This is a genomic window from Rhodococcus sp. DMU1 (assembly GCF_012272955.1).
Lineage (GTDB): Bacteria > Actinomycetota > Actinomycetes > Mycobacteriales > Mycobacteriaceae > Rhodococcus > Rhodococcus aetherivorans.
In genome coordinates, this window is sequence record NZ_CP050952.1 from 686895 (window position 1) to 700402 (window position 13508).

Sequence of the window (13508 nt, forward strand, 5' to 3'; positions counted from 1 at the left end):
GTGGGCTCACGACGCCTCGCGCATCGTGAGCCCACCGAGTTCGACGACGTACTGCCCGGCTGCGTCGTCCCACGTCACCGAGTAGGTGGTGGGGTAGTAGCCGGACTGCTGATACGCGCTCGGCTGCCGCAGTTCCTCGTGCAGGTCGGGCCGGGACGCCAGCCAGTCCCGGGTCATCATCGGCTCGATGAAGACGTGCCGGCCGTCCCACGAGCCCTGCAGGACCGTCTCGGTGAAGTGCCCGTGCGGCTCGGCGGTGTCGAGCCAGTGCAGTCCCATGTTGGGGACGGTGCCGAGAATCGGCTGGGGGTCCGACGGCGCGTAGCCTTCCGGGAGGTACTTCGGGTCCGGCAGCTTCGCCGCCCGCTCGAGATACCCGGGGACGAGCGGGTTGATCGACTCCACCGTCGCGGTGTCGACGAGGTAGAAGTGCACATCGAAGTGCGGCTGGTCGAACCCGTGTTCCGGATTGTGGCCGTGAGAGTTCCAGTCCAGCGTGACATGGTCGACGACCGTCGCGGGCGCCCCGTCGGGAACGTCGAGCACGTAGGCCTCGGTGGTGGGCAGCAGACCGCTCGTGAGGCCTTCGAGGGCGGCGGCATCGAGGCGGACGCCGATCGCGGTGGGGGTGTCGTCGGGTCCGACGGTGACGTACGTGTGCGCCGATCCGTTACCGACGGGGCGGGGCGGGCCGTCGACGGACGTGGAGCCCTGGGCTCCGGCCACGGAACCGACGACGAGTGCCGTCGCCGTCGCCGTCACGCCGACGACTCCGAGCACCGCGAACGTGCGAAGGTGCACCACTGTCACGACTCCTCTCGCATGGTGAGTCCACCGAGTTCGACGACGTACTCCTGCGCCTGGTCGTCGAAGCTCACCGAGTAGGTGGTGGGGTAGTACGCGCTCTGCTGATAGGCCTCGGGCTGTTTCACCGGCTCGTCGATCGTGGGCCGGGTGAGCAGCCAGTCGCGGGTGAGCATCGGCTCGATGAAGGTCCATTCCCCGTCCCAGGATCCCTCGATGAGGATCTGGGTGAAGTCGTACTGTCCCGGCGCGATCGGCAGGGTGCCGTCGACCCAGTGCATCCCCATCTGCGGGACGAGCGCCATCTCCGGCGGACCGGCGGGCACGTAGTCGGCCGGCATGTACCGGGCTTCGGGCATGTTGGCCGCCGCGTCGACGTACCCGGGTGCGGCCGGGTCGATCTCGGAAATCTGCTCGGCGCCGATCATGTAGAAATGGATGTCGAAATGAGGCTGGTCGAACAGCCCCACCGGTTCGTGCCCGTGCGGGTTCCAGTCCATGGTCAGGTGGTCGAACGCGGTCTCGTCCGCCTCGGCCGGGAACTCGAGCGTGTGCACCTCGAGGGCGTCGGAGAGGCCGTCGAGCGCCGTCGCCGAGAAGCGGACCCCGATCGCCGCGGGGGCACCGTCGTCGCCCTGCTCGACGTAGGTGCGGGCCGTGCCGTCGCCGACCTCGACGGTGGGGCCGTAGGAGTAGGGCTCGGATTCCGTGTCGGATCCGCTGGAGCAGCCGAGCAGCAGGGTGAGCGCGGTGCCGGCCGCGATCGCGATCCCGGAGGCGCGAGAGATCGGGTTGGTGCGCATGGCGAACCTCTTCCGGTGGGCTGAGAAGCAGGGTAGACCCGGCCGGCGGGTCCGTTGTGCGGAATCAGGCGATCGTGTGCGGACCGATCCCGCCCGTCTTTTCTTGACTAATTCCAGAAAAGGGGCATACTGGGGTCATGCAACGAGCGGATGAGCACCTCGACCCCCCGGCGCAACTTCGCTCCGTGGGTCTGCGGGTGACCGCTCCGCGTGTTGCCGTGCTCGGCGCGGTTGCCGCGCACCCCCATTCCGATGCGGACGAGATCGCGGCCGCGGTGCGGAGCGAACTCGGCTCCGTCTCCACGCAGGCGGTGTACGACGTGCTCAAGGCGTGCGTCGGGGCCGGGCTCCTGCGCCGCATCGAACCCGCGGGTTCGCCGGCCCGGTACGAGACCCGGATCGGCGACAACCACCACCACCTGGTGTGCCGCAGCTGTGGCGCGGTCACCGACATCGAGTGCGTCGTCGGGGTGGCGCCGTGCCTCGAACCCTCGGACGACCACGGCTACGTCGTGGACGAGGCCGAAGTGACGTTCTGGGGACTGTGCTCCGACTGTCGAGAGTCTTAGTCCCGCAACATTTCTCCACTACGACCCGCACCGCGGCGACGTGGCGCGGAGCGTGCACCCTTCCAGAGGAGGATCACCGTGACGAATCCCCGCCCCACCACCAACAACGTCGGCATTCCGGTCGCGAGCGACGACGAATCGCTCACCGCAGGAACGCAGGGCCCGGTACTGCTGCACGACCACTACCTGATCGAGAAGCTCGCCCACTTCAACCGCGAACGGGTCCCGGAGCGTGTCGTGCACGCCAAGGGCGGCGGCGCGTTCGGCGAACTCGTCGTCACGGGCGACGTCAGTGCCTACACCAAGGCCAAGCTGTTCCAGCCGGGCGCGAAAACCGAATCCCTCGTGCGTTTCTCGACGGTCGCCGGGGAGCAGGGCAGCCCCGACACGTGGCGCGACCCGCGCGGTTTCGCGGTGAAGTTCTACACCGAGGACGGCAACTACGACCTCGTCGGCAACAACACCCCGGTGTTCTTCGTCAAGGACCCGATCAAGTTCCCCGACTTCATCCACTCCCAGAAGCGGCTACCCGGTTCGGGTCTGCGCGACCACACCATGCAGTGGGACTTCTGGACGCTGCGACCCGAGAGCGCCCACCAGGTGACGTGGCTGATGGGTGACCGGGGCATCCCCCGAACCTGGCGCCACATGGACGGTTTCGGCTCCCATACCTACCAGTGGGTCAACGCCGCGGGAGAGCGGTTCTGGGTCAAGTACCACTTCAAGACGAACCAGGGCATCGAATTCCTCACGCAGGACGAGGCCGACCGCCTCGCCGGCACCGACCCCGACTACCACCGCGCCGACCTCCACGACGCGATCGAGCGGGGCGAGTTCCCCAGCTGGACGCTGAAGGTGCAGATCATGCCGGTGGCCGAGGCGGAGGGGTATCGCTTCAACCCGTTCGACCTGACCAAGGTGTGGTCGCAGCGCGACTATCCGCTGATCGAGGTCGGCACCTGGACGCTGAATCGCAATCCGCGCAACTTCTTCGCCGAGATCGAGCAGGCCGCGTTCGCGCCGTCGAACATCGTGCCGGGCATCGGCCTGTCGCCGGACAAGATGCTGCTCGGCCGCGTGTTCTCCTACGCCGACGCGCACCGCTACCGCATCGGCGCGAACCACGCGCAGCTGCCGGTCAACGCGCCGAGGAACGAGGTGAACTCGTATTCCAAGGACGGCGCCATGCGGTACTCGTTCAACGACCCGGGCACCCCGGTGTATGCGCCGAACAGCTTCGGCGGCCCGCACGCCGACCCGCAGGCCGCCGGCGACGAAGGTTTGTGGGAGTTCGGCACCGAGGCGGTGCGGGCCGGCTACGTCCGGCATGCCGAGGACGACGACTTCGGTCAGGCCGGCACGCTGGTCCGCGAGGTGCTCGACGACGCGGCCCGTGAGCGGCTGGTGGGCAACATCGTCGGCCACATCCTCGGGGGGACCGCGGCGGCGTTGTACGAGCGGATCTTCGAATACTGGTCGAACGTCGACGCCGACCTCGGCAAGAAGGTCGAGGAGGGCGTGCGGGCGGGCCGGGCCTGACCTCCCGTCAGAGAATGCCCCACCAGTAGAGGAGGGTGGCCAGTATCCACACGATGACCGTCTGCATCACTCTGTCCTCCCTCGATACGGATTCTTCCTCCATCATCCGCCCGCGCGGCCGCGGCTGCCACGGACACTCCGGGCCGAAGGGGCCCCGTATCCACTTCGTTGCCTGCGGCCGCGCGGAACTCGGTCACCGCGTCGAGCGTTGAAGCGGGGGAGATATGTCCGAAGCACGGCCGGCGCGCGACGTCCGTCGCCGCCGGGAGGCACATCGACACGGATAGGAGCTCGGATCATGACCGGACCGATCACCAGCACGTTGAGCCCGGACCAGCAGAAGGTCGCCGGGGACGCTCTGCAGGGCACCCTCGTCGACATGATCGACCTGAGCCTGATCGCCAAGCAGGCGCACTGGAACGTCGTCGGCCCGCAGTTCCGCAGCCTGCATCTCGCGCTGGACGAGATCGTCACGGCCGCCCGCACCTACACCGACGAGGTGGCGGAGCGCCTCACGGCGATCGGCGTCAGCCCGGACGGACGGGCCACCACCGTCGCCCAGGACTCCGGCACCACGGGTTTCGGCGCGGGCTGGACCAAGGACGAGCAGGTCGTCGCGGCGATCACCGACAACCTCGCGGCCGTCATCGGACGCCTGCGCGAGCGCATCGCGGTGACGGACGAGGCCGACCCGGTCACGCAGGACCTGCTCATCGCCCAGACCGCCGGCCTCGAGCAGGCGCACTGGATGTGGCAGGCGCAGCTCGCCTGAGCCGTCGAGTGCGAGAGGGCCACCCGTTCCCGCGGGTGGCCCTTCGTGTGCGCCGGGCGATCGAACACCTGTGTTACTGAAGTGTCGGATGTGATTGCTACGTTGGCATCGGTTCGTTCTTCGATCGAAAGGTGCCTGCAGCGATGGTCATGGGTCCCACCCACGCGGTGTCCGGGGCGCTGGTCGGCCTCCTCGTCGCCGACGTGCTGCCCCGCGAGTGGGGCGGGCCCACATCCACGGCCGAGACGTTCGCGTTCGCCGCGGTCTGCGCCGGTTCGGCCCTCCTGCCGGATCTCGACACGCCCCAGTCGACGGTGGCGCGGTCCTTCGGGCCGGTGAGTCAGGTCGCGGCGCGCGGCATCGACAACCTCTCGCTCGGTTACTACACGCTCACCAAGGGCCGCCGCGACCGCAGCCGTCGCGGCGGGCATCGCACGCTGACGCACACGGCCCTGTTCGCGGGCCTGCTGGGGGCGGGGGTGTCGACGCTTGTCGCCCGGTTCGACCGGGTCGCGGTCGTCGCCGTCCTGTTCGTCACGCTCGGCCTGGCGCTGCGCGGGCTCGCGGACGGATGGGCCAAGCGCAACGGCTGGCTCGTGGTGACCGCGACCTCGGCGGTGCTGTCGGTGCTCATGTGGAACTGGTTCCCCGGAGAGGTCGGTTCGGTGGGCCTCGGGGTGGCAGTGGCGCTGGGATGCGCGACGCACTGCCTGGGCGACGCCGTCACCAAGGAGGGCATACCGTTCCTCGCGCCGTTCCTGCCGTGGCGCGGCGAGCGCTGGTGGGAGATCAAGATGCCCGGGTTCCTTGCCATCCGCGCCGGCGGCGCCTTCGAGCTGGCGATCCTCGGTCCAGGGCTGACGATCGCCGCGTTCGCGATGGCGGTGTGGTCGATCGACGGCGCGCCGGAACTCCTGCGGGAGGCCGTCGGCGTGTAGGTCCTCGAGGGTGCTCACCTGCGCAGCGACGCGGCGATGCGATACACGGCGGGCACTGTGTACGCCCAGTCCTGCAGCGACAGGTAGGCCGACGTGGGGACGAGCACCACATGCCGCAGCCCGGCCTCCCCGAACTCCCGCAACCGCGCGGTGATCCGGCCCGGTGTGCCGACGAGGAATCCGTATTCGGTGACCTCCGGGGGCACCGCCGCGAGCGCCTCCTCCCACCGGGCCCGGTCGTAGCGTTCCGGGATCACGTCGACCGAGCCGCGGAACTCCGGCCCGAAGGGATGTACCGCGCCGGCCGCAGCCCAGTGCTCGGCGGAGAACAGCAGCGTCCAGTACCGCATCATCCGGCTGTGCAGCATCGCCTGCGCCCGCTTCTGTGTGGGGGCGACGAGGATGTAGGCCACCAACGCCGGCACGATCCGGTCGGGGTCGCGACCGGCCTCGGTGGCGGCGGTACGGATGCGCGCCAGTTTCGCCCCGTACTCGTCCGGGGTGCGCAGTGCGATGGTCATCGGCAGCCACCCGTCGCCGTAGCGCCCGGTCAACTGCAGCATCCGAGGTCCGTGGGCGGCGATCCAGATCTCCGGGGTGCGCCCGGGTGGGGCCTGCAGGTCCATCACCGCCCCGTCCAGGTGGAAGTGCGTGCCGTGGAAGTCGAACGGGCCGTGCGAGTCGAAGCAGCGGCGGACGATCTGCACGGCTTCGGCGAGTCGGTCGACCGGGTGGGCCTGCGACAACCCGTACGGGTCGATGTTCATCCGCTCCCCGCAGCCCAGGCCGAGGATCGGCGCGCGCTTGGTCAGATGCGCCAGGGTCAGGGCGGCCTGAGCGAGCAGCACCGGGTGGCGCCGGATCGGCTCGCTCACTGCCACCCCGAGCCGCATCCTCCCCGCAGGGGCCGCCAGTGCCCCGAGCAGGGTCTGGTAGTCGAACACCTCGTGCGGACTCGACACCTGGTCGCTGAAGCGGGTGAAGGTCCTGTCCCACAGGGCGGTCGGGAAGAACTCCTGGAAATGGTCCCAGACGAACAGCGACGTCAGCCCGCCATACCTCGCCAGCGCCGTGATGACCCGCACCTCGCGCCACGGTGGGTTGGACGAGGTGTACATGCCGGTATCGATCGTGGTGGACGTCATGGCGTTCCCTTCCGGGCCTGTCCGTTCACCGGCGGCCGGCGGTGCTCTGACGCCGCCGTGCAACGGCACTCTGTCGCCGCCGTGCAACGGCACTCTGTCGCCGCCGTGCAACGGCACGCTGTCGCCGCCGTGCAACGGCACGCTGTCGCCGCCGTGCAACGGCACGCTGTCGCCGCCGTGCAACGGCACTTGCCACTGTCTGCCCGTGACCGGGTGCGGGGCTAGGGTCCTACGTCCTCGCTCCGGTCGTGGACGGCGGCGTTCAGCCGGTTCGGCGGCGCATTACGGAACCACTGGCATCGAAAGAGAACTTGTTCTATTTTTGCTCTGTTTCTGCCTCTTCCCAGATCGGAGCCCAGCCCGGTGGACCCCCGCGACGCCCGGACGGACGGCGACCCCGCCTCGACCACGACCCTCAGCCGACGAGCCCTCCTCGGCGCCGCCGGTGCCGCCGGTGCCGTCGCACTGACCGGCCTCGCCTGGACCCCCGCCGGTGCGGTCCCGGCCGGCGATCCGCGCGCCACCATTCCGGCACCGCCGGAGTTCCCCGCAGACATCCCGCTGGCCCAGCAGCGCTTCGAGAACTGGGCCCGGACGATCCGCTTCGACGCGGTGTGGACCGCCACCGCACGCGATGCGCACGACGTCGTGCGCATCGCCGACTGGGCCCGCGCCCACGGTTACCGCGTCCGGCCGCGCGGCACCATGCACAGCTGGAGCCCGCTGACCGTCGTGCCCGGCGAGAGCGTCGAGAAGATCGTGCTGATCGACACGATGGTGCACCTGAACGCCGTCACCGTCGATCCCGCGGGAACACCCGCCACCGTCACCGCCGGCGCGGGTGCGAGCATCGAGTCGATCCTCGCCGCGCTCGAACAGCACGGCCTCGGCTGGGCCAATGCCCCCGCGATCGGCGACATCACCATCGCGGGCGCGCTGTCGATCGGCGCGCACGGCGCCACCTATCCGGCCGCGGGGGAGCGTGCGCTCCCCGGCCAGTCGTTCGGCTCACTGTCGAACCTCGTCGTCGCCCTCACCGCCGTCGTGTGGAACGCCGCCGCCGGCGCCTACGAACTGCGTGAGTTCCGTCGGTCCGAACCCGAGATCACGCCCCTGCTCGCCCACCTGGGCCGCAGCTTCGTCACCTCGGTGACCCTGCAGGCCGGGGCCAACTACCGGCTGCGCTGCCAGAGTTTCACCGACGTGCCGTGGCAGGAACTGTTCGCCCCGCCCGGTTCCCCGGGCCGTACCTTCGAGCGGTTCGTCGAGGAGTCCGGCCGCGTCGAGGCGATCTGGTTCCCCTTCACCGAGACGCCGTGGCTGAAGATCTGGTCGGTGTGCCCCGAGAAGCCACCGACCGCGCGCGAGGTGCACGGCCCGTACAACTACTTCTTCTCCGACAGCATCCCCGAGGAGGTCACCACCCCTCTCGGCCGGGTGGCGAGCGGGATGCAGGCTGCCACCCCGGCCTTCGGTGCCGGCCAGTTCGGGGCCGTCGCCGCCGGTCTCGCCGCCACCGGCACCGCCGACCTGTGGGGCTGGTCGAAGGACCTGCTGTTCTACCTGCGGGCCACCACGCTGCGCGTCATCGCCGGCGGTGGGGTGGTCGTCACGCGGCGCGCGAACATCGCCCGCGTCGTCCACGAGTTCACCACCTGGCTGCACGAGCGGATGACCCACTACGCCTCGCTCGGGCAGTATCCGGTCAACATGCCGTTCGAGGTGCGACTGTGCACCGTCGACGACCAGTCGGAGGTGCTCGTCGATTCGGCCGGAGCGCCGAATCTGTCGGCCGTGCGTCCCCGTCCCGACCGGCGCGACTGGGACACTGCCATCTGGATGAACGTCGTCTCCATTCCCGGCACCGCGGGGCAGTCCGCGTTCTTCCGGGAGATGGAGCAGTGGATGGCCGACCACTACTCCGGTGACTACGCCGCCTTCCGGTCCGAGTGGTCGAAGGGCTGGGCGTTCGACGAGCAGGGGGGGCACCGGGATTCGCGGTTCCTCGGCGAGACGATCCCGGCGATGTACCGCACCGGGCTGTCCGCCGACGAGGGCTGGGACGCGGCGCGCGCGGCGTTCGATCGGCACGATCCGCACCGGGTGTTCAGCAACGGTTTCCTGGACCGGCTGCTGCCGCCGGTGTAGGGGCCACGGGAGGGGGTTCCGGTACGGTCCGAGGGCACGGTTCGGTTTCGATCCGGCCGCTTGCGCCTTTCACAACTCCCACACCAGTCACATCCGTATACATTTGCCCCGTTCCATGTGAGTCGACGGTGGGAGCGACGTGCGGAAGTTCGAGACGGGGAAGAAGGCGGGCGGTCACCACGCGGCTCGACGCCACGTCCGCCGTGGATCCGTCGCGGCCGCGATGTCGCTGCTCGCCTTCCTGATCGCGCCGGCGCCACCCGCCGCGGCGAACCCGATCGTCGAGCCCGTCGCGGCCGACCCCAGCATCGTGCGGGCGCCCGACGGGGCGTACTACATGTACACCACGGGCGACGACTGGGGCGACGGCCGGGGACTGCGGGGGATGTCCGTCTTCAAGTCCTTCGACCTCACGGACTGGATGTACGTCGACGACGTGTTCTCCGAGAGTCCCGGATGGCATCCGGCGAACAACTACGTCTGGGCTCCCCACGTGATCGAGTCGGACACCGGGTACAGCCTCTACTACGCGCTGCCGGACGGGGCGAATCCGTGCATCGGCCTCGCCACCGCACCCGGACCGGCCGGCCCGTGGACCGACCTGGGCCGCCCCGTGTTCTGTGCCGAGGACGTCGGCGTCCAGGGCACGATCGATCCGTTCGTGTGGGACGACGGCACGACGAAGACGATGTTCGTCGGGAACTTCAAGGGCGTCTACGCCATCCCGCTCGCCGCGGACGGAACCGCGCCCGCAGGCGAACCGGTCCGGGTCGCGGACGAACGCTTCGAGGGGCCGCACGTCGAATACCGCGACGGCTACTACTACCTGTTCCTCTCCTCCGGCCACTGCTGCAACGGCGCAGACACCGCCTACCGGGTGCTCGTCGGCCGGTCCGAGTCGTTGACCGGCCCGTACGTCGACCGCAAGGGTGACGACCTCGACGGCGGTGGCGGCGCGCTCATCCTGGCCGGCAGTGATCCGTGGGCGGGACCCGGGCACAACACGGTGGTGACCGACGACGCCGGCGACGACTGGATCGTCTACCACGCGATTCCCCGCGACGATCTCCAGCTTCCCAGCGGTGCCCAGCGACGGGAGGGCATGATCGACCGGATCGTGTGGGCCAACGGCTGGCCGGAGATCGGCGACGGGTCCCCGTCGTCGACCCGCCCCGACGTTCCCCGGACGGATCTTCCCGTACGCGTCTCGCTCACGGCCGACACGGCCACGACGCTGCCCGCCTCGGGCGGGGTGATCGAAGCCACCATGCTCGTCGAAGCACCCGGCGACGCGCCCTACACGGGTCAGGTGTGGGGCAGTGCGGTCCGTCCGAACGGCGAGGAAGGCGAGCCGGTCCTGGGCCCGATCGACGTCGATCTGGCGCCGGGGGAGACCCGCGAGGAGCGAATCGCCTTCACGGTGAGCGACAGTGCGGCGAACGGCACCTACGGCCTGTACGCCTTCGCCGGCACCCACGGCGTGGAGACGGTCGAGTTCGGTGCCGTCACCGCCCGCAAATCCGAGGGGCTCTCGGACGTCGGCGACCCCCTCGACGTGGTGACACTGCGAGTGCGCGAGACGGCCCGCTGACCGCGTGGTCCCACCCCGGCGCGCCGGGGCTTCGGCGCGACGGGGGAGCCACCCATAATCGAGGGATGGATCGAGCCTCCTATCCGGCGCTGTTGCGCGCAGACACCGAGCGGCTGCTCGCCGCCGGCGAAGGCCGGCTCGACCGGCCGGTCCCGACCTGCCCGCGCTGGTCCGTCGAACGGCTTCTCGGGCACGTCGGCCGAGTGCACCGGAACGCGGCGGGCTGGTTGCGCACCGGCGGTCGCACCGAGATCCCCCCGGCTCCGGCCGGGGCCGCCGTCGTCGCATGGGTGCGGGACGGACTCGAGGAGCTGACGGAGGCCGTGCAGTCGGCCGATCCGCACGTCGACGAGCAGACCTTCGCCGGACCGCAACCGGCTTCGTTCTGGGTCCGTCGCATGGCGGTCGAGACTGCGCTGCACCGGATCGACGCCGAACTCGCCGCGGGCGAGGGCACCACGCCCGTCGACACCGCGCTGGCCGTCGAGGGCATCGACGAACTCTTCGGGGTGCTGCTCCCGTTCCGTGCCCTCGGCGGCGCGGGGGCCCTCGGTGAGGCGGGGAGTGCCGGGTCGCCGGCCGGGTCGGGGAAGACGATGCACCTGCATGCGACCGACCCCGCCCTCGCCGCCGGCGAGGGCGAATGGTTGATCACCTTCGATGCCGACGAACCTTCCGTCGTCCACACCCACGCCGAGGGGGACGTCGCGGTCCGCGGGCCGGCGTCGGATCTGCTGCTCCTCCTGTGGAACCGGGCGTCCCTCGATCGATTCGACGTGTTCGGTGACGCCGCGCTGCTGACCCGTTGGCGCGACGAGGTGACGATCTGACGCCGATCTCGGTTACTGCCGTGCGAGCAATCGCTCGAGGTCGTCGAGAACGAGCATCGCGCCGGTCGGGCCGAGTGCGAGGAACCACGTCTCGTCGCTCACCGCGACGGCGCGCCCCTGCTGCACGGCTGTGAGGCTCGACCACAGCGGGCCGCCGACGACGGCCGCCTCGTCGGTTTCCCTGCCGTAGCTCGAGTAGAAGATCCGGTCGCCGTCCGCCTCCGTGATCGTTTCCGGGCTGACCTCGGCCGCAAGTTCCTCGATGTCCTGGACCGGCGGACGTCGCAGCCCGACGTCCTGCAGGATGACGCCGATGAACGAGAGGTTCCCGTACAGGCGGATCTTGCCGGACATGAACCGCACGAGCGAGATGCTCGGATCGCCCTGGATCGAGTCCCGCACCTCGTCGGCGCGGGTCTGGTAGGCGTTGAGGACGGACTCGGCCTTCTCCTCCTCGCCCAGCGCGTCCGCGACGAGCAGGAAATTCTCCTTCCACGGGAAACCGGGCCGGATCGAGAACACGGTCGGGGCGATGGCGGACAGCTGCGGGTACATCTTGTCCGCGCGGAGCTTGCTGCCGACAATCAGATCCGGCCGCAGCGCGCCGATGGCCTCGAGATCGAGGTTGTTGATCGTGCCCACGTCGGCCACACCGGCGAGCCGGTCCGCGAGGTACGACGGCTGCTCCGCCGCGCCCTCGGGACTCGCGAGGCCCACGGGTGTGAGGCCGAGGGAGAGGACGTCGTCGAGTTCGCCGCCGTCGAGCACGACGACGCGCTGCGGCTTGGCCGCGATCTCCGTCTCGCCGAGAGCGTGGGTGACCACGCGGGGGAACCGGCCGGGTTCCGCCTCGCTACCGAGCTTCGCCGTCTCCTCGTCGGCGGTGGCGAACAGCCGGCCGCCGGTGGCCACGTCGGTGTTGCCGGAGCCGGAGCCGGTGTCGCGGGTCGACTCGGCCGCGCCGCCGCACGCCGCGACGGTGAAGGTGACGAGCAGGGCCGCGGCGGTGAGGCGGCCGAGGTGTCTGAGCTTGTGCATGAGGGCAGGCTATCCTTGCCTCATATCCTTCGTGGCCCCACCCCCGGGAGGATCAACCCGTTGTCGGGGTCCCTCGCCGGCGGTTGCGCCGGTCGATGTGCAGGGTCCGCAGAACTGCCCGACGGCCGGGTCGCGGGGCTGCCGGCGGAACGGCCGGCGCGGTAGTCGGGGAGCGGAACTTCAGTTCGGAGGCGGTTTCCGGGGCGTCATCGGAGGTCGCGCGCAGGAATCGATCAGGCAGAGCGAGCTTGTGGATCGTGCGCAGCGTCAGAAGGTACTGCCGGACGAGCGAGCCGGTGGTGTACGGCAGATCGTACTTCTCGCACAGCGCCCGGACCTCCGTGGAGATCTCTGCGTAGCGGTTGCTGGGCAGGTCCGGGAACAGGTGATGCTCGATCTGGTAGCAGAGGTTACCGCTCATGAAGGCCATCACCGGACCGGCGTGGAAATTGGCGCTTCCGAGCATCTGCCGGAGATACCATTCCGCCCTTGTCTCGCGCTCGAGCTCGACGAGGGTGAACTTCTCGGCGCCGTCCGGAAAGTGCCCGCAGAAGATCACCACGTACGACCACAGGTTCCGGAGCAGATTCGCGGCCAGGCCGGCCGTCAGGGTGCGCCGCCAGCGACGACCGCTGAGGGCGGGGAAGACCAGGTAGTCCTTGAGCGATTGGCGGACAACCTTTCCCAGCAGTGCCCGGTTGTGGTCGGTCTTCTCGGCCGCGCTGCCGGCGTGCTCGTTCACGGAGTGCAGACCGTGCAGTGCGATTCCCCACTCGAATGTGGTTGCCAACAGCAGGTTTCGCAGCGGTTGCGCCAGATTGCCCGGATGCCAAGGCTGGTCGCGGGTGATCCGGATGACGCCGAAGCCGAGGTCGTCGTCCATGCCTACGACGTTGTTGAAGACGTGGTGGCGGTAGTTGTGGGAGTACCGCCACTGTGAGGAGAGCCCGGCCATGTCCCATTCCCACGTGGTGGAGTGGATCTCCGGGTCGTTCATCCAGTCCCACTGCCCGTGCGAGACGTTGTGGCCGATCTCCATGTTCTCCACGATCTTGGCCCCGGCGAGGGCCGTCACCCCCAGCACCCACACGGCCGGCGCCTTGCTGGCGCATATCATCAGCCGCGCGGCGACATCCAGTGCACGCTGGAAGGCGATCGCGCGCCGGATGTAGGCGGCGTCCGCCGCGCCGAGCGACTCGGTGACATCCCGGCGGATCCCGTTCAGCTCGTTGCTCAGAGCCTCGACGTCTTCCGCGGTGAGGTGCGCATATTCCTTGATGTCGGAGATCGCCATCGTGTTCTTTCCGTATCGAGTCCGCAACGCGCGATGC

12 protein-coding genes are annotated in these 13508 nt (G+C 69.6%); 7 read left to right on the forward strand and 5 right to left on the reverse strand.

All coding sequences use genetic code 11. The annotated features are described in order from the left end of the window. Nucleotides 1-6 precede the first annotated feature (6 nt). Nucleotides 7-810, reverse strand: a complete 804-nt coding sequence (locus HFP48_RS03165) for a DUF5602 domain-containing protein (protein WP_230304405.1) — start codon at nucleotides 808-810, stop codon at nucleotides 7-9. Then, the gene (locus HFP48_RS03170; RefSeq protein ID WP_168579006.1) at nucleotides 807-1607 is read right to left on the reverse strand and encodes a DUF5602 domain-containing protein; all 801 of its coding nucleotides are present in this window, start codon (nucleotides 1605-1607) and stop codon (nucleotides 807-809) included. Before HFP48_RS03170 ends, HFP48_RS03165 begins: the two co-directional genes overlap by 4 nt. 137 nt (nucleotides 1608-1744) lie before the next feature. On the opposite strand from HFP48_RS03170, the gene HFP48_RS03175 reads away from it, so the two are divergent. From HFP48_RS03175 to HFP48_RS03190, 4 genes are all read left to right on the forward strand, one after another. Continuing rightward, a complete protein-coding gene (locus HFP48_RS03175; protein WP_168579007.1) occupies nucleotides 1745-2176 on the forward strand; it encodes a Fur family transcriptional regulator in 432 nt (143 codons plus the stop codon). Between the two features lie 78 nt (nucleotides 2177-2254). Next, nucleotides 2255-3715, forward strand: coding sequence for a catalase (locus HFP48_RS03180; protein WP_029547200.1), 1461 nt, complete (start codon nucleotides 2255-2257; stop codon nucleotides 3713-3715). A 298-nt stretch (nucleotides 3716-4013) separates the two neighbouring features. Further along, nucleotides 4014-4487 (forward strand): DNA starvation/stationary phase protection protein, encoded by a 474-nt coding sequence (locus HFP48_RS03185; RefSeq protein WP_168579008.1) that lies wholly within the window; start codon nucleotides 4014-4016, stop codon nucleotides 4485-4487. Between the two features lie 143 nt (nucleotides 4488-4630). Next, nucleotides 4631-5425: a metal-dependent hydrolase gene (locus HFP48_RS03190; RefSeq protein ID WP_006945629.1), complete on the forward strand. Its 795-nt coding sequence runs from the start codon at nucleotides 4631-4633 to the stop codon at nucleotides 5423-5425. Nucleotides 5426-5439: 14 nt separating this feature from the next. Here the strand turns inward: HFP48_RS03190 and HFP48_RS03195 are convergent, their stop codons facing one another. Then, on the reverse strand, nucleotides 5440-6570 hold the full coding sequence (locus HFP48_RS03195) for an LLM class flavin-dependent oxidoreductase (RefSeq protein WP_006945628.1): 1131 nt from the start codon (nucleotides 6568-6570) through the stop codon (nucleotides 5440-5442). 363 nt (nucleotides 6571-6933) lie between these two features. On the opposite strand from HFP48_RS03195, the gene HFP48_RS03200 reads away from it, so the two are divergent. The 3 genes from HFP48_RS03200 (at nucleotide 6934) to HFP48_RS03210 (ending at nucleotide 11139) form a co-directional block, all read left to right on the forward strand. Then, nucleotides 6934-8718, forward strand: coding sequence for a cholesterol oxidase substrate-binding domain-containing protein (locus tag HFP48_RS03200; RefSeq protein WP_168579009.1), 1785 nt, complete (start codon nucleotides 6934-6936; stop codon nucleotides 8716-8718). Nucleotides 8719-8857: 139 nt separating this feature from the next. Then, entirely contained in the window at nucleotides 8858-10309 is a 1452-nt protein-coding gene (locus tag HFP48_RS03205; protein WP_168579010.1) for a family 43 glycosylhydrolase, read from the forward strand. A gap of 65 nt (nucleotides 10310-10374) precedes the next feature. Then, nucleotides 10375-11139: a maleylpyruvate isomerase family mycothiol-dependent enzyme gene (locus tag HFP48_RS03210; RefSeq protein ID WP_168579011.1), complete on the forward strand. Its 765-nt coding sequence runs from the start codon at nucleotides 10375-10377 to the stop codon at nucleotides 11137-11139. A 12-nt stretch (nucleotides 11140-11151) separates the two neighbouring features. On the opposite strand, the gene HFP48_RS03215 is transcribed toward HFP48_RS03210, so the two are convergent. Both HFP48_RS03215 and HFP48_RS03220 read right to left on the reverse strand, forming a co-directional pair. After that, nucleotides 11152-12177 carry an iron-siderophore ABC transporter substrate-binding protein gene (locus HFP48_RS03215; protein ID WP_168579012.1) on the reverse strand — a complete coding sequence of 342 codons (1026 nt, stop codon included), beginning with the start codon at nucleotides 12175-12177 and terminating at the stop codon, nucleotides 11152-11154. A 52-nt stretch (nucleotides 12178-12229) separates the two neighbouring features. Next, a complete protein-coding gene (locus HFP48_RS03220) occupies nucleotides 12230-13471 on the reverse strand; it encodes a fatty acid desaturase (protein WP_168579013.1) in 1242 nt (413 codons plus the stop codon). Nucleotides 13472-13508: the final 37 nt, after the last annotated feature.